This is a genomic window from Rhizobium sp. 1399 (assembly GCF_031455475.1).
Lineage (GTDB): Bacteria > Pseudomonadota > Alphaproteobacteria > Rhizobiales > Rhizobiaceae > Rhizobium.
Window position 1 is genome coordinate 431,462 of record NZ_JAVDSU010000004.1, and the last position, 19,498, is coordinate 450,959.

Sequence of the window (19,498 nt, forward strand, 5' to 3'; positions counted from 1 at the left end):
CATCGGGAATGGTGGAGAGTTCAGTAGGTTTCGATCAGCGACCTTGTGCCCCCGTCGACCTCGAAACGCTCAACAGAGAAACGCAAGAGAAAGCTCTCGTACCGCAACGAGCTCGAGGAAGCTCTCGAGGCTGCCGACGGCAGGATGACTTTCTCGATCCCTAAGAATATCCCGATGGATTGGACCGTAGCCGGCAATGCCAAACCGAACAAGATAGCATGCGAATGATTCTACAGTGGCTGTAGCTACAGATCTGAGAAATCAAGCTTAATTTTTTTTCAACCATCCCGATTGTTCAGGTTGGCGCTGGCTCCGTGACCCTCGATGGCCTGTTATTGGTCGGCAAGCGCCCGAATGACTCCGTATGCCTTGTCGCGGGACTCATTGATCGACGAGATGCGAGCGAGCTCGCTTTCAAGCTTTTGCAAGCGCTCGATCTTCCCTCTGATGGCAATCAGTTGCTCGGATGCTATGCGAGTGGCGTCCACGCCAGGAAGGTCGGTACGCTCGCTGAGATCGATGAGGTCGCGGATGGCTTCGATCGTCAGTCCGAGATCCCGCGCATGACGAATGAACGTAAGCCTGTCTTTCTCGACTTCGGAATAGCGACGCTGGTTCCCTTGCGATCTCTCAGTGTGCGTCAAGAGACCGGTCTGCTCGTAATACCGGATCGTCGAGATGTTCGTGCCCGTGGCCTTTGAGAGTTCGCCAATTGTCAACATTGATGCTGGAGCCTTCCCCAACCCGGTGTTCGCAGGACTGGAATTTCAAGGATTTCAGAGATCAAAGCAAGCGGGTTTCGCCTGGGGTTCTTGGGCCTTGTAGGATTCGATTTGTCGCGGCCGGCGCTCTGGGCTTTCTTTCAGGCGGCAATCGCGCGTGCCGTGGTATGCTGGGTCCATTCAGGAATACCCGGTGATCACCGCCGGGCATTCCGTGACGTAAAGGCGGCTATACTGTTTGCTCCGCCCCATTCCACCATGGCACCTGAAAGATGTCGATTGGCGTCGCTCCGCAGTCGGTGCAGTGCCAGAGGTTTCCGGCCATGGTGCGGCCGTTATGCACTCCGTCACAATGCAGGCAATGCCATTCGGCCGACAATTCCTGGCGCAGTGGATGCAAGGCCCGGCCATTCTTGTCTGGCATCGTGGCTCGGCGCGGCCAGTCGCGTGAGACCTCGGCGTGCATACGCCTTGCTCGGATCCTCAGCAACAGAGTGGCACGTTCAATAAAGACGGGATCGAACTGTTCAATTGTCTTGATCCGTCCTTTCAGGCGTCTCGCCCTAGGTATTGCTGAGGGCGGCTGATCAAGGCTGATTTCCCAGCCCTGCGTGCCGATGCAAACGCTGAAATCGTCACCGAGCAAATAGAATGGAATGCCGTCGAGCTCGCCGTGGATTTCGTCAGCATCCATGGGCGTGACACCCTCGGGAAGCCAGCGGGTGAAGACAAGACCTTCTCCGAGACTTGCCAGATCGGCACCGTCGCCAGTTCCGACCAACGGACGAGGTTCCGCATAGTCGGAGAGCAGATTGGTCAGGCTTTCGATCTGAACAGCGGTCGGACGCCAACCCTGCTTATGGGCTTCGGTAAGGCCCCGCCAGTTGGGCTTGCCCAATTCCCTGGCGACGATTTCCAGCACAGTGCTGTGCTGAAGCCGTTGCGCCCGAGCAAGCTGTTTAGCGATTTTCTTGATAGTCGTGAGAATGTCTGTGGCCATGATGATCCATTCCTTGTTGCAACGAATCCAACCGGGTGCCCACAGCCGACCGGACCCGTCCGAAGAAACGGTGTCAGTCATAGTCATCGATAGCGCACTGCGTAAGCTTCGCGTGATGGGCACTCCGGCCTGTGCGTCAAGGCCGAGCCCAAACTGCCTTCACTGCGTGATTCAGTCAATAGATGTCGCAATAGCCTGTGGACGAAGCAATGCCCCGCTGGGCGGCTGCGTAGAAATACGGACGCCCTCCGGGAGGGCAAGATCAGACTTGACGGCACCGATATCGTTCCCTAAACGTTCCGACTATGAGCAACATCTTCGCACCCACGATACGAATAGGTTGAACGGCTTTCGGGACCGATCCCGACGCCCACCACATTCAATCTCGTTGGAGTGCAGGTCATGAAGACTGGAACCGCTCATTCCGCAGGCAATGAAGCTTGCGATTCCATTGAATATCGTCCGTACTTTCCATTTCTCACGCTAAAATGCGTTGGGCAGGCTCTCTATCGCTCGCGAAGTGCTAGAGACTATGCATGCCTCCTGGATCTCGATCCCGATGTCGTGTCATGGCAATGCGCGACCTTCCTGCTAGGTGACAACAACAGCGACCGGAAGTTCACCATCGATTTCCTCGTCGAGAAGACGGATGGCCGCGTGATCGTCGAGATCTGGGACAGGCCGCCTGAAGATCTATGGTGGGTGAAGGAAACTTCACGCCAAGCTGGCTACCGCTACGAAGCGGTGTATATGCCGGAGATCCGGAAGCAGCCGCGGCTACAGAATGCCAAGGACCTCATTCGCTACGCGGGCTACGACGCGCCGCTCGGTGATCGTATCCGACTTCAGGCAGCACTCGGTGAATTCGGTTCGCTCACGCTGGCGGAATGCCTTGCCTCGATCCGTGACGGTCATCCCATGCAGACCATGGCGGCGCTGATCCTGAAGGGTCACATTGAGGTTGACGTTGATACCGAGTTGCTTGGACCGGACACCGTCGTCCGCCTGGTATCCCAATAGGAGCGCACAATGAGATCGTTCAATTTCGCTGAGCGCGCATCCACGATCGAAGTTCACACCTATGCACTATCCGTGCGGACGGCGCTCCGTCGCTGCAAGGTGTTCATCCAAGGGAACCGTGTTGTCGGATTGCGGCTGCCGCCCGACGCCGCCCTGGAAGCCTACAAGGATGCGGTCGAGCTAGTTTTGAAAGGTGCCAGCCTCAACAACTACGTGATCACGACGATCACTACTTTTGACAAGGGCAATGTCGATACCATCGACGCGCTTTATCAAGTTCGATTCAAAGCCGCCGTGGTCGTCTTGGTCCAGCACAGCGCAGAAGTCCCTGGGGAACTTGTCGTGGCACTGGACCGGATCGTTGACGTGGTACCGATGCATGCTCGGCATCTCGTGGCCGCCGCTAAGTCCGCCGCCGCAATGGATCTCCCTCTTGAGACGGCCCGAAATCTGGCGTCGTATCCCGCAAGACTTGTGTTTTTGGCCCTTCGCCCCGGTAGACCGCTTGACGACGTACTTGCAAGGCTGCGGGCACACGTGGAGACGCCGCCGAAGCAGCCCGTAAAGGCTGCGACATGGGAGCCGCGCGTCGAGGAGCTCGAAGGGTACGGTGCCGCGAGGAACTGGGCTATCGAACTTATCGCCGACCTCAGAGACTACCGCGAGAAACGGATTCCGTGGTCGGACGTTGCTTCATGCATCCTGCTGGCAGGACCATCCGGAACCGGAAAAACGCTGTTTGCCCAGGCGCTCGCCCGGTCATGCGAGGCCCACTTCATTGCGACATCGACGGCGGCATGGCAGGCCAAGGGTCACCTCGGAGACATGCTCAGAGCAATGCGGCGGAGCTTCGAACAAGCGGTGCAGTCCGGTCCCACGGTGCTGTTGATCGATGAAATTGACGCCATCGGCGACCGACGACAGTTCAGCGGACACAATGCCGACTACAATGTCCAGGTCGTCAACGCGTTGCTCGAGCTACTGGATGGATCGGGCGGACGTGAAGGTGTGATCGTGGTCGCAACAACCAATCATCCACAGAACATCGACCCAGCGCTGAAACGTCCCGGGCGGCTTGATAGGGAGGTCATCATCGAGCTACCCGACAGATCCGCACGGGGAAAAATGCTCGAATTGCATCTTGGGTCGAGCCTGCCCGCTAAGGATCTTCATGAAGCTGCAGCCGCGACCAGCGGCTATTCTGGCGCCGATCTCGCCCAAGCTGCCAAGGACGCGAGAAGGGCGGCGCGACGCAAGGGCAGGGGCGTCGAGATTGACGACCTGATGTCACTCTTGCCTCCAGTCACGGCTATCACCGGGGACGAACGATGGGAGGCGTGTGTTCATGAGGCGGGGCATGCAATCGTCGGCCTTGAACTCGAGGTTGGCGAGTTGGAGATGGTCGTGGTCGCCAAGGCGGTGGGGCATCGTGACATGAGGGTCGGTCACGTCCAATGGCGACGCACGCAGAGGCGAAGCCGCGCCCGCCAAGCCTATCTGAACGAAATCGCGATGATGTTCGGTGGAATGGCTGCAGAGGAAGTTTTATTGGGCGACATCCAGGATGGCTCGGGCGGCGTGCCAGGATCCGATCTTCAGCGCGCTTGCGACATGGCAACGAGGATGCTCGGATCTCTCGGGTTGGGTGCGCTCCAGTTTTACGATCTGTCATCATCCAGTGACTTGGAGAAACTTCGGCGTGCAAATCCCGCTCTAAGAAAACGTGTCGAGCGTCTTTTGGCGGCTGAACTCGACCGCGCGATCGATATCATTCGGAAGAGAACGGGCGATGTCGAACTAATCGCTGAGGCGGTCTTCGAACGAGGTGTCATCACTGGAAGTGAAGTAGAGGAGTTGATCGCACCGAAACGAAAGACCGGGTAGGAACCCCAGCCACTTACCTAAATGTGGATTCGTTTGAATGATCGGTAGCAATGTCCGTTACAGCGTCGGTTGTCGGGGTATTGCTGATGCCAGAGATTTTTGCGGAAGACCCAAAGCGGCTTCGACTTGCCCTGGCGGACTTGCACTTCGAATAGTTGCTAAGCGCGAAGAATTGGGGATCGGGCCTGCTTTCGGCCGTGAAGTGCGATGACAACTACGCGCAAATTGCGGGCGTGTCCTTGCCCACAGTAGATGACCGGGCTTTGGACCAGCCATCTGCAAGCGCCTAGCCGTTCTTCCGGGGGCGTCCGCCCTTGGCACCGTTGGCACGGCTTGCCTCTACCTTGGCCGTTGAACGGGACTGACCACCTCGGCGCTGCGCGTCCATGAACTTCACAGTGCCGAATATGCCGTTCATCAACCCGGAAATGGTAAAATCCACGTCCAGGCTTTCCCAATGCAGGCCGGTCCCGCCGAGAAGCTCGACCTCAGCCAACTGCATAACGGTTGCATTCTCCAGGCCCTGTATCGATCGGGCAGGCACCATGAACGCAGCGCCGTTGGTAAAATCCACGACGATGCGGCCGGATGCCTCATCGAAACGGGCTGATGCCGGGATGGGCGCGCGGACGCGTTCCGCCTCCCCCTTCACGGTAGCTTCTCGGTAGTGACGATCTTCAAAGACAACTTCACCCATGGATGCTCTCCCATTTTTCGATGAACAGGCGCTTGTTCGCCTGAACAATGGCAAGGGCTACGCTCAAATCCCGCTTCTTCATTCCCCGGTTTGATATCACGGCGAGATCGAGGATATTGATGCGGGCTTCCCCATCTCCATAGACATGGGTGTGCGCCGGTTCGTGGTCATCCGTGTAAATGACAAATCGCATTCCTGCTTAGCGGAGAACGGTGACCATGCTCCAAAATAACCTAACAACTTGGGTTTTTCAAGAGACGTAAGGCGCTCGACTGCCAGCTTTCGAACGCGAAAATGGCACCGACGAAACTTTGCGGTGATGTGGAACCGCCCCACAAATCGATTCCACATTTGAGTAAGTGGCTGGGGTAGGAACCGGGCCGGCGCCATTGAAGGAAGTTCAACCGCCATCAAGATCGACAACTGGCACGAACGGCCGATCGGATCTGCGAGTTGCTCTTCCTTTAAACGCGGGGTACAAATGAAGCTGAAATCGCGATAACCGGGTCGACGCCGCGTCGGACGGCCGCGAAAGCGCCAGGACGGCGGGACATGCGCGAAATACCGCACTCTCCCGCCGTTTCGTTACCCGGCCGGCCAATTCCTCGAATTCGCATTAGCTGTTCCGGATCAAGCGACCGGCTTCAACTGCAGCTTCCAAGGTGTCTTGGGATCGTGCAAGGATTCATGGATCGCAAGGCCGCTTCCGTCGATATCCATCTTCATGGTCGCGAGAAGCCAGTCAGCTGGCATCACGCACGGCAAGTCTTCTTTGTTGAAAACGGCTATCAGCTCGTTCTCCGTAGACAGGCCACTGCGTGTCTCCTGGTCTTTGCGGTCGAGCGTCCATAGGTATCTCGTCATCGAATTCTTAAGTCCATGCGTTCAGTCTGGGCGCGCTTCTACAAGTCGATAGGACGAAGATCAATTCCCCGGGAACTTGGCGCATCCGAGAACAGGAATCTCTTGATGGATACTGGCATCCTTGCCGCAGTCGTGATCGCGATACCGCTTTTTGCGGTTACAAATATTGACGACATATTTATCATTGTCGGCTTCTTCGTCGAACCCCGGTTTGGAACCGCAGAGGATGTTGTCGGTCAATTCCTAGGCATCGCCAGTTCGCGTGCTAAATCAGACGAGAGATAGGATGGATGCAACGCAAAGATCAGCAATTCCAAATTGCAGCCTACGGCGCTAAAGGACAATCGTATGGGGACCGAGTCGGATCACGTGCGATCGCGGGGAGATTTTGCCGAAAACCTCTTCAGCATCGCTATGTGAAATCTGTTCCGGAAGATACGCGAAGTCTTGTTGTTGTGAAAATCGCCGCACAGGGCATGGCCAAAACCCGCAACGGTCAAGGGAGAAAGAATGATCGACGAGCGAGCCGTCGTGACGGCAAAGTTTTGGGGGGCCCTTCGCTCACGGCGTGCGCTCTCTAGGTTGAGGGAAGAAGAATTCGATCAATTGGCACTCATGGTGCTTGGCCTCGCTTACGTGGCGCAGTCGCCGGATTATTTTCCCAGCGAATTTATAGACCGGGCGCAGGACCTATTCGACATGCTGAGGAAGTCTGAGGTGCTCGTAGACGAAGATCGTTTTCGCAGCGCGTGGCGCGTCACTTGGGATGTGCTTAGATTCACCCGATATATTGACTACCCTGACCTTGCTCGCAACAACGGTTCGTTCGACGCATTTGAAAGCATTGTGGGGCTAATTGATGAATTCGATTTCAATGGAGGCTCGAGGTCGGATTTTATATTGAATTGCTTCGACGATGTATTCCATCGGGTGGTCAGTAGGTTCGCCGGGGTGGGGTATCGCATAGGTGACACTGCGGCAGCATTGGCGGCTAATCTTTCGGCGCCCTTTAGCCGCGCCTCTGAGTATTTTACGACAACGGGTGAATTTGCAGTGTTGCGACGTACCCTCCTCGATACTCGGACTACCACGCGCATTGCTGTGATTGGCCAATTAGACTTTTTCGTCAACTTCCGATTAGCACTGCGCGGTATCGACGTGAATGACCGACCTTCGCGAGATGTCGATCCGGCGTTCTTTTTTGATGGGGCTTTTGTGCTGATTGACCATCCACGCCGAGTTCCTGCCGGGGGACGGCATCAACGTTCCTCGAATTGGATGGATCAACAAAGCTCGCTAGAGGCTTTGGACGGATTGCTAGCTTTCTCCAGGTTCGAGACGTGCCTAATCATCGTTCCTGGCGTCGATCGATCTGCTAGAGGTTGGCGCGGCGCGATGCGAGAACACCTCGTGCAGGCCAATCGATTGCTCGCAGTGATCGACTTACCCAAAGAGCGCATAGATGGCTCACTTAAGCAGGTGTCGGCTTGGTTAATCGCGAATAGGCGCTCGCCAGTTGGTCATGTCCTGATGGTGGACGCGAGCGGTTTGGTAGGCAAAGGTGAACTTCGCGAACCCGGACTTCTTATGGCATTTGTTGCCGCCATCGTATCGCAAGGCATACCGGAAGGGTGGCTGTCTTCAATAGAAGCTCATTTCTACGGACCTGGCGGTGGTAACGTCGAGGCTATGCTGGACAACTATTTCAAGGATGGGTACCGCGACATAGACGGCGTATGCCGACGCGTTCTGGTCGGAGAACTAGCCGAGAACGATTACATCCTAGTCGCCTCCTCATACCTTGGAAGTTCAAGGAGCGATAAAAAGCGACGGACAATAATACCGCTGCTCAACAGCGAGCCCGTTTTGGAAGCTTTACGTCATCAAAATGATGACAGTAGGCGCGTCTACATCATCGGTAACAACGGGGAAGGAAAAAGTATCCTTCTTGCCGATCTCGCGGAGCAATTGGCGCAGGAGGGTAGGCGTGTCGTAGGTATTTCTTTCGGCCTGACCGACAGGTTTCCATTCGAGCGACCCAAGCGTGACGACCAGCCCTTCATCTATGTCGGCGCCCGCACATCGCTCCGCGGCATCACACTCGACCGAACTTCTGCAGACGTCAGTCGCATGTTGCGCGAGATCCATGTGAATCCCGAACGCCTGGATGTTTTCAGCGCGGTCGTTAAACTGCTTGGTTTCGGCGAGCGTCGATACCTTGTCCCAGCCGAGCTGAACAACTCGTTAGATCAGGACCGTGCACGCTATGCTGAACTCCAGCAGCTCACGGATAACGCTGAGCAAAATGCGGTCATACTTCAGCAAATGGGATCCAGCCAGTACGTGTTGGGTCTCATGCGGCGGGAGAGAGACAGTTCAATTACGACTTTCGGAGAGCTCAGCTCGGGCGAGCAGCAACTGCTGACTCTCGCTCTCAAGCTCACCGCGTATGCTGGCAACCGAACGGTGATCCTGGTCGATGAACCTGAGTTGAGTCTTCACGTCAGCTGGCAGCGCGCAATTCCGGCGATGTTGGAGATCGTCGGCTCTCGGTTGGGATGTTCGATCGTTGTGGCGACGCATTCACCCGTGGTTATCGCAAGCGCCACCCATCCCACCGACCAGTGCTTCGTCGCGAGACGACATGCACTGACGGAGCTCAGTTCGCGCCAACGTCGGTCAGTCGAGACAGCCTTATTCGATGGTTTCCAAACGTATACCGCTAACAACCGCCAGGTCCACGAGCGGTGTGCTGCGATCGTGTCGCAAACCATTCAACGTCTCAATGGTGACTCGTCCATGCAAGATGACGATCTTCCGACCTTGGAGTCGTTGCGCGAAGAGTTGAGTCTCATGGAGCGGATAATACGGCTGGCGGACTCTTCACCACTGTCGCATGTCCAAGAAGATCTTGAGCTTGTCGCTCATACTCGTGCTGCTCTCGATGAACTCGCTGGGATCCAACGAAGATACTCCTGATGAACTGGTTTAAAGGAACTCATCCCTCGCGCGCAGAAATGCGTAGCGAACTGGACGCCTACCTGCGTGTGTCACACGCGACAAAAAAGCACGTTGCGCGTACAAAGGAGCTGCTTGAAGATCTGTGGAAGCAGGCGCGCTCGCGGCCATTCGTCGATGTCTGGCCCCACCTGGACGCCCTCGATGACGTTTCCCCAAAAGGAACTATAAAAGGAGCTGCTATCAAGTCGGCTTTTCGGCACAGGATCCTATCGCGCCAGGACAACCGATGCTGCTACTGTCGCCGCTGGCTGGTCAACACAGCTTACGCTAAGCCGATCGAGCACGTCTTGCCGCGGGGGCATTATCCTCAGTTCTCGATCGAGTTCTGGAACATGGCGGTATCGTGCAACGACTGTAATTCCGCCAAAACAGATAAGGTTTGGGGCTCGATTTCCAAAACTTCGCGCCGTTATCCAAGGGCGGAAGAATTTACGGATTCGTTTCACCCGAGATTTCACCGATACGACGATCACGTCCGTTTCCTGAGGATGGAGACGAATTCGCAAACGGTAACGCTGTTTACGGGGCTCACACCTCAAGGGCGGCATTTGTGTCGGTCACTATTGCACCAGGTCGCTGCGAAGGAAACCCTGATCGAGAATAACCCCGTCGTCGCAGAGGCAATGAAAGAAATTCGCACTTTCGAGGCGAAAGCCGGAAGCGTGATTTTAACCCGTTTCGATGCCTTTCGCGCAGCACTCGACCAAAGCCTTGAGCGCCTCATCAAATAGCCGGGCCAGCTAGTGATCAGCCGTTCGGAAGCGTTTTTCTTAAACCTGGTGTTTCCGGTTTCAGCAACGCTGGAAGAATCATCGCCGCGATGATCAAGCCAGCGCCGACGACCGTAGAGAGTAACCGGTGTCCCGCTCCCACGTTGTCATCGCCACCCTGATTTGTGTCAGGACAGAACGTCGGTCTAAGCTAAATATTAGATCGTTCCAAATCACGAGTGCGAACAACACAGAATTACGGTTGATGCCGCGGTTGAGCGCGCGGTGGAGGACGCTTTGGAAGCTCGCGACGGAGTCGTCCAGAGCATGATTTCGCGCATGATCCATCTTTAAGACAGACACCAAGGTCTGTTCACCGTTCAATTCCTCGTATGGTGCTCGATGCACCTCCAACCCGACCTGATCGAAGCTCTTGAGATCAAAAGTTCATAATACCGCGACCTTCATTCATTGGTCGCGGCGTGCGGGAACCCTCCGGCACCTCTGGGGCGGGAAGCCTACACAATCTGAGCCCAGACTAGCCCTGTCGGCAACCGAACGATCATCCCCAGACGATTAGAAATCTGCCTAGGGTTGAGCAGGAACACGTTACACTCATGCTAGCACGAATCAGTCGTGCGGAATGAGGACCGGGAATGACGGATGCAGTCCAACCGAGCGCATATCAACTTCTAGGGCCGACTGAGGTTGGTGACGTAGGGGACGTTCTCGAGGGCCTTGACGACAGACAAGGTCGCATTCGCCTTCAGGCGCTGATTGCCGACTGGCTTCGGATGGAAAATCTTGTCGTACTGACTGGAGCGGGCACTTCGGTTTCGGCAGGCGGCAAGACTATGGCCAACCTCGAAACCGCCGTCCTCGAAACGATCGCCGCCTTTCCGGATCTGCCAGGTCCCATCGCCGAAGTCATTACATTTCGCCAGTTGGCGCAACAGATGTCAGAGTTCCTGGGAGAGCCCATCGGTTTCGAGGCTTGGCTTTCATTCATCGCAAATGCGCTCGTGATTGCCGAAACACCTGGCGGGCCGTTTTCTGCGGTGAGCTGGCACACCCCAACTCCGAGCGTCGTTGAACTTCGCTGGTTCGTCGAGCGACTTCGCGCATCGATCTTTGCAGAGTGCGCGCTGTCATTGCCGGACGCCGGAGTCGGAGCCGCGGGGTCTTCCATCGCGCCGCAGCTCTCCTTTCTGTCAAAACTGGTGGCGCGCGATAGCAATCTCGGCCGAACTCATCTGTTCACACTCAACTACGACACACTTTTCGAACAGTCGCTGGAGCTCCTTGGAATTCAGTATTTCGACGGATTCACAGGGCGGGCGGCAGCGCGGTTCGATCCATCCGTCTACGGCCTCGACATCTACTACCCCGGCGAAGTCGCCGAAGGCCGCGTGAGGCGCTTTGACAAATTCCTCCACCTCTACAAGCTGCATGGATCGATCCACTGGTTCGAACAAAGTGGGGAAATGCGCGCCCGGCATCCCGACCTCGCGCCATTCAAGGACTATGCGAAGCTCGGCGCGACTGAAAAGGCTGCAGTCTTGCGTACCCTCTCAGCAGGGACCCCGTCCGTCGGGATACTGCCGACCGCAAACAAGTTCGCGCAGACGCTTTCGATGCCGTACGCGCACCTGTTCCGATCCCTTCAGGTGCGGCTGGGTGTCCCGCAGACGTTCCTACTTGTCCTTGGATATGGCTTCGGCGACGAGCACGTCAGCCGCATCATCGAGAATGCGCTGATGAATCCTTCGCTCGTCATGCTGGTCGTTGAACCGAATCCTAACAGCCCGGTCATCGAGCGTGTTCGTCGGTATAAGGATCTTGGAAAGCGGGCGTTCGTGCTCTGCCCGACAAAGCCTGCATTCGAAAACGCGAAATTCCATCACGCGACCTTCGACGACTTCGCCCGCACCGTCATGCCGGATGTCCAATGGCTGGATGACTTCCTCCGTCTCCGCCGCTTCGAAAAGCAGATTGCCGCGGGTGTTTCTACAGACGTGACTGCGCAGGTGTCGAATGGATAACCCGAGGCTCATCGGTCATATCGTTGCGGTTCACGGTTTCAGGGTGAAGGTCGAGTTGCTGCCCGAGACGCGCTCCGCTCTCCGGGCGACATTGGACGGAATCCAAACCGCGATAGCGATCAACGCCTATCTAACATTCTCGATCGGAGCAGGCGAGACAGTCATCGGCATCATCACCGATCTCGAAGCTCGCGAGACCTTCGATCCTGGCAGCGGTGACGATCTGACCCTGGAACTGATGAAGCCTCGTCGTATCGCGAGTGTGCAATTGCTCGGAACGATTGGTTACGGCGACGACGAGCCGACATTTTCTCCAGGCATATCGGTTTTGCCGACGCTGGATACTCCGGCCGAAATCGGCTCGCCCGATGTGCTGCGCGCGGTATTCGAGATTCCGCCCAGGCGCAATAGGCCAGAAGGTTATGCGGAGAAGGACTTCGACCACGATTTGAAGATCGGATTTCCAACCGGGCAGGTACGTAACGAAGTCCGCGCCTCATACAACGACCTGTTCTCTCGCCCGCTCGCGATCGTTGGGAACACCGGATCTGGAAAATCCTTCTCGGTTTCCAGTCTCATCCAGAAGGCAATGAAGGCTCTCGAAGGAGCGGCGGAGGAGCCGCACGTTTTCATTCTCGACATAAATGGGGAATACGCAAAGGCATTCCCTCCGCGGGACTTGCCAGCTCTGCGACTTCCCGATCGCATATATCTCAACGGGCGCGAGTTCAGCCTACCGCTCTGGTTTTTGAACGCCGAGGAGATCTGCGCATGGCTTAGCGCGTCCGAGCAGACACAGGAGCCCGTGCTGAAGGATTGGTGGGCCATTGCAAAGGGCGGAAACGCTAGGATTGCGGCCAGTATGGGCGCACTACAGAACGCGATGACTGCGCTCGACCAACTGATCAGCGAACTGTCAAGGATCAAGCGGAAGTCGGCGGGATCCTACTGCGACGCCATTGTCGGACATCTCGCGAATTCCACCATCCCCACGACCGATTTCGAAAATCTCTTCGTATCGCACCGCAACGTCGACCAATACAATCAGGATGTGATGGCAAATCAGGCGGCGATCTATATCGAAGCTGAGAAGCTGAAAGATGCGATCCGGATACAGATTGTCGGTGGCAGCGAGGCCGAAGAGGAGGGCATGCGCACCGCGGACTCTCCATTGCCGATCGCTAGGGCAACGCTTACAGACCCGTCTCTCATCAATCGGGCGGTTTCGAAGGAGGACACCTTCCGCGTCGATGCCCATCTCACGACGCTCAAGCTGAGGCTCAAGACAAGGCTTGACGACAAGAGGTGGCGATCTTTCCTGAACTACGAGGAAGATGGAACAAAGATCGAAAACCTCGCGGCCTGGCTTCGTCGCTTTGGTCTCGATGCTGCCCAAGGCCCCAAGGTTTCCGTTCTCGATTTCTCGATGCTAAGTAACGAGGTGCTTCCCTTTGCATGCGCGGTTATGGGTCGGATTTTCCTTGAAGCCCGCGAGCGCCTCCCAGCCGCATCGCGCTACAAGCATCCATGGCTGCTTGTCCTCGAGGAGGCTCACAACTACGCGCGGCCGCCAAGGTCCGACGAGGATCGCGGACATCGGCTCGCGCGGCTGACTTACGAACGTATCGCCAAGGAAGGCCGTAAGTTCGGCCTATCGCTCATCATCGCCAGCCAGAGACCAAGCGAGATCAGCCAGACGATTATCAGCCAATGCGCAAACTTCATAAGCCATCGGCTTCAGAATCCGGATGACATCGACCACTTCCGGCGCATCATTCCGATGCAGGCGCGACGTCTTTTGGACCAAGTGACTATCCTTGGCTCAGGTGAAGCCATCGTCTTTGGCAGTGCGTTTCACATTCCGACACGAGTACTTTTCGACAGGCCAGAACCCGGGCCATACAGTCAAACCGCGGCCCCCTACCACGAATGGTCGAAGGAGACGTCGCCCTTCCCCCTAGACATGGTTGTCGAAGCCTGGGGCGCTTGAGGAGGTCGGGGCGGGTGGTGATAGGCTCGAACCTTGGGGGTAGACCAATTGTCATTCTGACACATCGATACGAGGGAATGGGCGCGCTCTGGCGAATTCCAGCAATGGGTGACTTCAGCTCCTCGACAGGAAATAGCACGAAGTAAGAAATGTACGCAAAGAACCTAGCCTTTCTTCTCCACGAAGCCCTCGTCCGACCCGATCCACTGAGCGAAACCCTTGAACGTTTCGAGCGGCTGAGGGGGTATGGCCTGCTTCCAAGGGGAAGGGAAAATGCCGCGGTTCGACTGAGTGATATGCAGATTGCGAGCGCCGTCCTCGGCTTTGCACCCACCGCAATAGGTTTCGCAGGGTATGCCGCTCTGTGTCTCGGGAACCTTCGGGCGGTCGTCGGGCCAGATGCATCTTTTAGAAAAACAGCCACTCTGCAGGAGACGATTGCGACCATACTGGGCGACGATGACGCCTGTAGATCCGTGGTCGCGATCACCCTGACAATCGATAGAACCGACCACGGTGACGATTTCCACGCCCGTGCGATCCTGCAGGAAGATGGCCGACGCGTGAAGGTCTCGTATGTTGACAAGATGGCAACCCGTCTCATTGCAGGCGCTGGTGACGACTATGATCACGATCGCATTCACGCACCGTCCGCGCGACAGCTCACCCTTGGTCCAGAGTTCTTCTTCAAGCTCAGGCGCGACGTCGTCATCATGCGCGAGCTGGATCTGCCGTTCAAAACAGACTGGACCGAGTATGAAACGGAGGAGGAGAAAGACGCGTTTCACCGCTCCCTAGGCGCGAGGCCATCATCTAGCTTCTTGAACCTGCCTGTTGACACGGCGGTGGCGTGGCCACGGGACCCGACGCTTGTAGACTTCGCGGGATACAAGCTTGTGCTGTTTCCTCGAACCCCGGACAACTCTCATTCCATAAGCATCGATCTGACAAAAGCGCGCATGAACCACGAACAGGCTCGCACATTGCTCAATCGATTTCTCAGCCTACTGGCCTGGTGTCAGGATCAGCATGCCATCCTCGGCAGCGGCTGGTCGGGGAACCCGGTGCCAGTTCCGGTGCGCAAGGCCGAAAAAGGCGGCACCGTCGCCGGACAGTGGGTGTTCGACCGGTCCTTGCCCGAGGATGAGGAAGTCCTGCAGCGCCTCGCCTACTACCGGGAAGGGCTGAATGCCCGAGAAGCCGGGCTGGTGTCGTACCAAGTACTCAGCTTTTTCAAGGTCTTCGAGCAACGCGTTAAGAGCGTGGGACGAACGCCCAATCCGACGAAGCTGTGGATCAGAGACAATTTCGAAGCCGCGACATCTGCGTTGCAGTCCGCGGAGTTGGAGCGGTTCCACGAAGCCCGCGGCGATACGGAGGTTCACCATTACATATTCGGCAACTGTCGCGTCGCTACGGCCCATGCGTCAGAGCAGTTTCCCTCCGACGCCGATGCGTCCGTCGAGATACAGCGGCTGTATTCGGCCGCTGGCATCGTCAGAGCGCTCGCGCGCTACTACCTGAAGACAGTGTACTCGCTGTCGGATTCCTACTTCTCCGACTAGGATCCAGGAAATCCGTGCGCAGACCTCAGCAACCATTTTCGGCACGAATGGCTTGGATGAAGTCCCTTCCATCACGGTTGACCGTGGTGACTGTCGCAGAAGCATCGCAGGTCTCGGCGCATTGCGGAAACGATATCGGACGGAGAAACGGTTGTCGCCGACTCTACGGACGTCAAGCAGCGTGATCGGCTCTGACAGGGATCCATAGTAGCCTGTTAGCGCTTTAGGGCTGAACGGACTTTCCGGGTCATTTCAGGGACGACGAAAGCCGACGCAAGCTTGCCGTCGCCGGAATGAAGCGCTGCATAAAAAGCTGCGATCGCGGTCGCTGCCGTTCCATGGCTCTTCGTGATGTCGCGGCCGGACGAGATGGATTTTACCCAGGCGAGGAGAGGGCGGTGATGATGGCGAGTCTGCGCGGGCATCGCATTGGTAACATCGACGAAGACGTCCGTGTCCCGTAGAGGACGCGGCCACGTGCAGTAGAGAAACTGATCAAGGTCGGTGGGGGTTCGCTCTGGTCTCTTTTGTTGCCTGTTTCCTGGATTGACACCGCGAAAGCGAACTCTAATTCCGGCTTCTGCGCGAATTCGGGGTATGTGCATACCTAAAGCAGACAAGCAGCGCCAATTCATTCCCAGCAGAAGTGCGCGGTTCATTGCCGATATACCGCCGCCAGCCTCGGCAACTTCGTGATGCCAGAAAATCGCTGCAGATTGTTGATAGTCCGACCTATCGCATTTATGAAAACGGAGAGAAGAGGAGCCACGAAGGTAGCGATCCGGCTCTCCAAGGCAGCTAAGCCACATCCCACTTCTTGAGATATTCCTTGGCATGGTCATCCAGGCGCTTTAGGTGGGAGCTCGCGCGCATCACTGCTGAATCGACGCGTTTAAGTTCGCGGCCGCTGATCGTCCGACCGCCGTTGGCTTTCGAGGCGCTGTCGGCAATCTTCTGGATTCCTGCCAACGCCTTTCTCGCACTCCGAAGATAAGTCGCGCCCACAAACGTTATGGCCTCAAAGTCGTCCAGGTCGGTTTCCTCGAAATTCTCAATGAGCTTCAGCACCATCTTTGCTGTCTCCGGAGAGAGTATTGTCGAACTGCCTGCTGCTCCCGCTACAGCATTCATTTTTGAGAGATTTAATTTGATACGGTCGATACGGCGTCTTTCGTTTCCACACCGTCGCGTCATTCTCTTCGCCAGCGTCAAGTTTCTCTCGAGCGTCATAGCAACCGTTTGTCGATGAAAGCGATCGGCGTCCCTGAGCTGCTTGGCCAGAAAGCCAATCGTCGGAATGGCAACGGCAACTGCAGCCCATCCGCCTAGTGCCGAAATCCATTCACGGACGCAATGCTCTTCCGGTTGCGCCCAGGGAAGCCACGAAGGTGCTGACGGAGCACACCAGGACGGCTGCCCTTTCGTGTGCCAGATGAAGAAGATAACAGCAGCCACGCCCAGTCCGAAAATGAACCCGCGCCGAAAGCGATTGAGAGAAATCTGTTCAGTCATCCTGTGTGGCTACCGTGTCAGCGGGTCGAGACGCAGGCAGGCTGGTGAAACCGCGCCACGCCTTGGGCTGGCGCGTGTCCTGAAGTCCTGGTCGCCTGACCATTCGAGAAGGTTTTTTGCCAACAAGCCCTCGCGGCAACTTGAATGACATGTGACACACGATATGCAGATTCGCGGTAAAGTAAAATTCTTAGAAGGGCAGTGACCGCATAGGATGTGCGGCCATTCGCTACCAACCCGGGGGGCGACTCTGCTGAAATGCACTTCGTCAGTCTGAGTTGATTGTGCGTTGCTTCTCGCCTTTGCGGACAGGCGGCGTTCGACTGGCGTGGAAGGTCTCAGTTCCGCAAAGTCCTTCGGTCGTAATCAAGTTTGGGGACGTGAGTCTGCAGCACGTCCTACTAATTAAACGCATCATTGAAGAAGCGTGTACTTTCTGCGATCGCACTCAATTTTTCCTTGCATTTTCCTCCTTGTGGTTTTTAGTGTGTAGTAATATCCGCCAATGGAAAAAGAGGGGTTTTCCATGAGGTCTTGCCAGCCGCTAAGGATAGTGTCAGCGGCAGTTCTGTCGATGTTGACTGGTTGTGGTCTATACGTTCCAGAGAAGGATCTTCTTCGCGCTAACACTGTTAGCGATGAGAACAACCTGTCTCTCCAAGGGCGCGTCGAAGCAAACATACTTGCAAACATCAGATGTGAAGTGACGAATGGTCTGTTTCGCTCCGTTGCTGCGCACGATATACCTTGGTTGACAAATTGGGGGGTGACAATTTCGCTCAATCTAACATGGGACGAACAGTCCAATATGAGTCCGGGGCTGAGCTACTCGGATCCTATCGGAGCTTCGAGTCTGTTCAGCGTCGGCGGCGGCATCTCGGGGTCTGCGCATGCGACAAGGGCGGAAGCTATCACCCTGACCTGGGACAATGCCGTCCTCCTCCAGGAGGCAATTGCGACACACAAGAAGGATCCGGATCTCGATTGCAGCATCACCGAGAAGGGCGTGACCGTCGAGAGCAACCTCAAGATTGACGAGTTTATCTACGACAAGGCCTCGATCGCGGCTACGCCGACCTCGACCACACGAGGATCGAAATACGCTCCCTTCAGCACATTCCAGGAAACGCTCACGTTCGTGGTCGCTTTCAGCGGTGGCGTCACGCCGACATGGAATCTCAAGAAGTTCACCGTGAATCCCGATGGGGCATTCTTGGGAGCAACGCGAACGAAAACGAGCAACATCATAGTCACGCTCGGACCGATTGCTGCGCCCGCCACGGCCGCAGGAATGGCGGAACTAGCGACGCAGGCACAGGTGCAACATGAGGCTGCGCTACTTGGAGGAAACACAGCGTCGGCCATTCTGAGTCAATCTCGATAGCCAGAGAGGATGGAACATGGCAGATGACAAAGATCAGACAGGGCAGGGTGGCGCGAAGCAGACCGCGGATCCGAGCGTGTTTGTCAACTTCAACGGCACTGAATACTATCCCCTCAACTCCGCGGGCTCCGGCAAAAATCCCTGCGCGGGCAAAGACAATGGGACATCATGCGGACCGGGATGCATCTGCTACGGGGGGCAATGTCACTACACTATCGCGCGGCTTCAGGAACTTGGCATCCGCTTCGAAAAGTAGCGGTGGGATCTGACGGCGACGGTTTCTTCTCAATGAGCAAGCGAAACTGCCGTCAGTCGAACTTGACCAAGTCCTGCAAGATCAAGTGACCCCACTTATTCCCACGCGCCTGCACAAGCAGTCCGCCTTCGGAAAGGCCCCCAAGGTTGATCGGCGCGAACCCAAGATTTTTGGCAAGCTCGCCGAGCACGCGTCACTTCTGGCGGGATCGCTACCTCCCTCCTCGACGCTAGGGCATTAGTCGTTCGGCCTCCGGCAGCTCTCTATAACGGGCTTGCTCGGAGGCGCTCAAATCGTACTTCGTCTTGCTCTGATCGCTGAGAACCAGAATCCCGTGGTTGCAAAGCTCTTCCGTCAGCACTTGGACTTCGGACAACGAGAGGCTTGTACCCGCCGAGATCTCTTCAACGGATGAGCCTGGGTGCCTCCTCACGTATCTTCTCACGAACATCTCATGCACGGTTAGTCTCGGTTTTAGCTCATAGTAGCCGCTGGCGACTCTCTCCTTGTCACGACGATGTCGCTCGACGATTTCTCCGGCAGCCCAGTCGCCCAGGGCATAGAGTCGTTCAAGTAACTGACGCGCGCGCTCGGCTTCCTCAGAGGGAAGACCATTTTCAGAGATGTAGTATGCGGCCACACCGTTTGTGATGACCCTCTCGTCGGAGGGGCCATCGTGTACCAAAGCGGTTGGAGGGCAATTGGTCGAGACCACATTGCGATAGCCCGACAGCTTCACAAGGTCGTCGAAGCTCCAGGACACAATGATGGCACCGGCCATATCGACTGACCTATTCACGGGGTGATGCGAAACAAACTCCGCTTTCACGG

At 56.4% G+C, this 19,498-nt stretch carries 17 protein-coding genes and 1 pseudogene; 10 read left to right on the plus strand and 8 right to left on the minus strand.

The genetic code is table 11. The annotated features are described in order from the left end of the window. Positions 1-332: 332 nt before the first annotated feature. Positions 333-722: a MerR family transcriptional regulator gene (locus J2X71_RS16510; protein WP_310383031.1), complete on the minus strand. Its 390-nt coding sequence runs from the start codon at positions 720-722 to the stop codon at positions 333-335. Between the two features lie 229 nt (positions 723-951). After that, positions 952-1,722: a hypothetical protein gene (locus J2X71_RS16515; RefSeq protein ID WP_310383032.1), complete on the minus strand. Its 771-nt coding sequence runs from the start codon at positions 1,720-1,722 to the stop codon at positions 952-954. A 402-nt stretch (positions 1,723-2,124) separates the two neighbouring features. Here J2X71_RS16515 and J2X71_RS16520 point away from each other — a divergent pair, with 402 nt between their 5' ends. Together J2X71_RS16520 and J2X71_RS16525 are read left to right on the plus strand one after the other, a co-directional pair. Further along, positions 2,125-2,742, plus strand: a complete 618-nt coding sequence (locus J2X71_RS16520; protein ID WP_310383033.1) for a hypothetical protein — start codon at positions 2,125-2,127, stop codon at positions 2,740-2,742. A 9-nt stretch (positions 2,743-2,751) separates the two neighbouring features. Beyond that, positions 2,752-4,626, plus strand: a complete 1,875-nt coding sequence (locus tag J2X71_RS16525; RefSeq protein WP_310383034.1) for an AAA family ATPase — start codon at positions 2,752-2,754, stop codon at positions 4,624-4,626. Between the two features lie 286 nt (positions 4,627-4,912). Here the strand turns inward: J2X71_RS16525 and J2X71_RS16530 are convergent, their stop codons facing one another. The 3 genes from J2X71_RS16530 to J2X71_RS16540 form a co-directional block, all read right to left on the minus strand. Beyond that, positions 4,913-5,323, minus strand: coding sequence for a DUF2442 domain-containing protein (locus J2X71_RS16530; protein WP_310383035.1), 411 nt, complete (start codon positions 5,321-5,323; stop codon positions 4,913-4,915). Next, positions 5,316-5,516 (minus strand): DUF4160 domain-containing protein, encoded by a 201-nt coding sequence (locus J2X71_RS16535; RefSeq protein WP_310383036.1) that lies wholly within the window; start codon positions 5,514-5,516, stop codon positions 5,316-5,318. The genes J2X71_RS16530 and J2X71_RS16535 overlap by 8 nt, the downstream gene beginning before the upstream one ends. A gap of 437 nt (positions 5,517-5,953) precedes the next feature. After that, positions 5,954-6,187 (minus strand): hypothetical protein, encoded by a 234-nt coding sequence (locus J2X71_RS16540; protein ID WP_310383037.1) that lies wholly within the window; start codon positions 6,185-6,187, stop codon positions 5,954-5,956. 105 nt (positions 6,188-6,292) lie between these two features. Here J2X71_RS16540 and J2X71_RS16545 point away from each other — a divergent pair, with 105 nt between their 5' ends. From J2X71_RS16545 to mauJ, 6 genes are all read left to right on the plus strand, one after another. Then, positions 6,293-6,472, plus strand: coding sequence for a hypothetical protein (locus tag J2X71_RS16545; protein WP_310383038.1), 180 nt, complete (start codon positions 6,293-6,295; stop codon positions 6,470-6,472). 225 nt (positions 6,473-6,697) lie between these two features. After that, positions 6,698-9,166 (plus strand): AAA family ATPase, encoded by a 2,469-nt coding sequence (locus J2X71_RS16550; RefSeq protein WP_310383039.1) that lies wholly within the window; start codon positions 6,698-6,700, stop codon positions 9,164-9,166. Continuing rightward, positions 9,166-9,939, plus strand: a complete 774-nt coding sequence (locus J2X71_RS16555) for a hypothetical protein (RefSeq protein ID WP_310383040.1) — start codon at positions 9,166-9,168, stop codon at positions 9,937-9,939. The genes J2X71_RS16550 and J2X71_RS16555 overlap by 1 nt, the downstream gene beginning before the upstream one ends. 635 nt (positions 9,940-10,574) lie before the next feature. Then, a complete protein-coding gene (locus J2X71_RS16560; RefSeq protein ID WP_310383041.1) occupies positions 10,575-11,960 on the plus strand; it encodes an SIR2 family protein in 1,386 nt (461 codons plus the stop codon). Then, positions 11,953-13,950, plus strand: a complete 1,998-nt coding sequence (locus J2X71_RS16565; RefSeq protein ID WP_405049720.1) for an ATP-binding protein — start codon at positions 11,953-11,955, stop codon at positions 13,948-13,950. Before J2X71_RS16560 ends, J2X71_RS16565 begins: the two co-directional genes overlap by 8 nt. A gap of 149 nt (positions 13,951-14,099) precedes the next feature. Further along, positions 14,100-15,515, plus strand: coding sequence for a methylamine utilization protein MauJ (gene mauJ, locus J2X71_RS16570; protein ID WP_310383043.1), 1,416 nt, complete (start codon positions 14,100-14,102; stop codon positions 15,513-15,515). A 798-nt stretch (positions 15,516-16,313) separates the two neighbouring features. Here mauJ and J2X71_RS16575 read toward each other — a convergent pair. Next, entirely contained in the window at positions 16,314-17,027 is a 714-nt protein-coding gene (locus tag J2X71_RS16575; RefSeq protein WP_310383044.1) for a hypothetical protein, read from the minus strand. Between the two features lie 766 nt (positions 17,028-17,793). On the opposite strand from J2X71_RS16575, the gene J2X71_RS16580 reads away from it, so the two are divergent. Both J2X71_RS16580 and J2X71_RS16585 read left to right on the plus strand, forming a co-directional pair. Next, on the plus strand, positions 17,794-18,411 hold the full coding sequence (locus J2X71_RS16580) for a hypothetical protein (RefSeq protein ID WP_310383045.1): 618 nt from the start codon (positions 17,794-17,796) through the stop codon (positions 18,409-18,411). 16 nt (positions 18,412-18,427) lie between these two features. Then, positions 18,428-18,667, plus strand: coding sequence for a hypothetical protein (locus J2X71_RS16585; protein ID WP_310383046.1), 240 nt, complete (start codon positions 18,428-18,430; stop codon positions 18,665-18,667). Between the two features lie 52 nt (positions 18,668-18,719). On the opposite strand, the pseudogene J2X71_RS16590 reads toward J2X71_RS16585, so the two are convergent. Together J2X71_RS16590 and J2X71_RS16595 are read right to left on the minus strand one after the other, a co-directional pair. Further along, positions 18,720-18,854: pseudogene (locus J2X71_RS16590) on the minus strand (NADP oxidoreductase coenzyme); the annotation flags it as partial. Positions 18,855-18,896: 42 nt separating this feature from the next. Beyond that, positions 18,897-19,448, minus strand: a complete 552-nt coding sequence (locus J2X71_RS16595) for a hypothetical protein (protein WP_310383047.1) — start codon at positions 19,446-19,448, stop codon at positions 18,897-18,899. Positions 19,449-19,498: the final 50 nt, after the last annotated feature.

Bases quoted from the DNA above. Each gene is read 5' to 3' on its own strand.
- J2X71_RS16540 (WP_310383037.1), bottom strand. From the start codon at position 6,187: ATGACGAGATACCTATGGACGCTCGACCGCAAAGACCAGGAGACACGC.
- mauJ (WP_310383043.1), top strand. From the start codon at position 14,100: ATGTACGCAAAGAACCTAGCCTTTCTTCTCCACGAAGCCCTCGTCCGA.
- J2X71_RS16560 (WP_310383041.1), top strand. From the start codon at position 10,575: ATGACGGATGCAGTCCAACCGAGCGCATATCAACTTCTAGGGCCGACT.
- J2X71_RS16595 (WP_310383047.1), bottom strand. From the start codon at position 19,448: ATGGCCGGTGCCATCATTGTGTCCTGGAGCTTCGACGACCTTGTGAAG.
- J2X71_RS16545 (WP_310383038.1), top strand. From the start codon at position 6,293: ATGGATACTGGCATCCTTGCCGCAGTCGTGATCGCGATACCGCTTTTT.
- J2X71_RS16575 (WP_310383044.1), bottom strand. From the start codon at position 17,027: ATGACTGAACAGATTTCTCTCAATCGCTTTCGGCGCGGGTTCATTTTC.
- J2X71_RS16565 (WP_405049720.1), top strand. From the start codon at position 11,953: ATGGATAACCCGAGGCTCATCGGTCATATCGTTGCGGTTCACGGTTTC.
- J2X71_RS16530 (WP_310383035.1), bottom strand. From the start codon at position 5,323: ATGGGTGAAGTTGTCTTTGAAGATCGTCACTACCGAGAAGCTACCGTG.
- J2X71_RS16535 (WP_310383036.1), bottom strand. From the start codon at position 5,516: ATGCGATTTGTCATTTACACGGATGACCACGAACCGGCGCACACCCAT.
- J2X71_RS16515 (WP_310383032.1), bottom strand. From the start codon at position 1,722: ATGGCCACAGACATTCTCACGACTATCAAGAAAATCGCTAAACAGCTT.
- J2X71_RS16510 (WP_310383031.1), bottom strand. From the start codon at position 722: ATGTTGACAATTGGCGAACTCTCAAAGGCCACGGGCACGAACATCTCG.
- J2X71_RS16585 (WP_310383046.1), top strand. From the start codon at position 18,428: ATGGCAGATGACAAAGATCAGACAGGGCAGGGTGGCGCGAAGCAGACC.
- J2X71_RS16550 (WP_310383039.1), top strand. From the start codon at position 6,698: ATGATCGACGAGCGAGCCGTCGTGACGGCAAAGTTTTGGGGGGCCCTT.
- J2X71_RS16525 (WP_310383034.1), top strand. From the start codon at position 2,752: ATGAGATCGTTCAATTTCGCTGAGCGCGCATCCACGATCGAAGTTCAC.
- J2X71_RS16555 (WP_310383040.1), top strand. From the start codon at position 9,166: ATGAACTGGTTTAAAGGAACTCATCCCTCGCGCGCAGAAATGCGTAGC.
- J2X71_RS16520 (WP_310383033.1), top strand. From the start codon at position 2,125: ATGAAGACTGGAACCGCTCATTCCGCAGGCAATGAAGCTTGCGATTCC.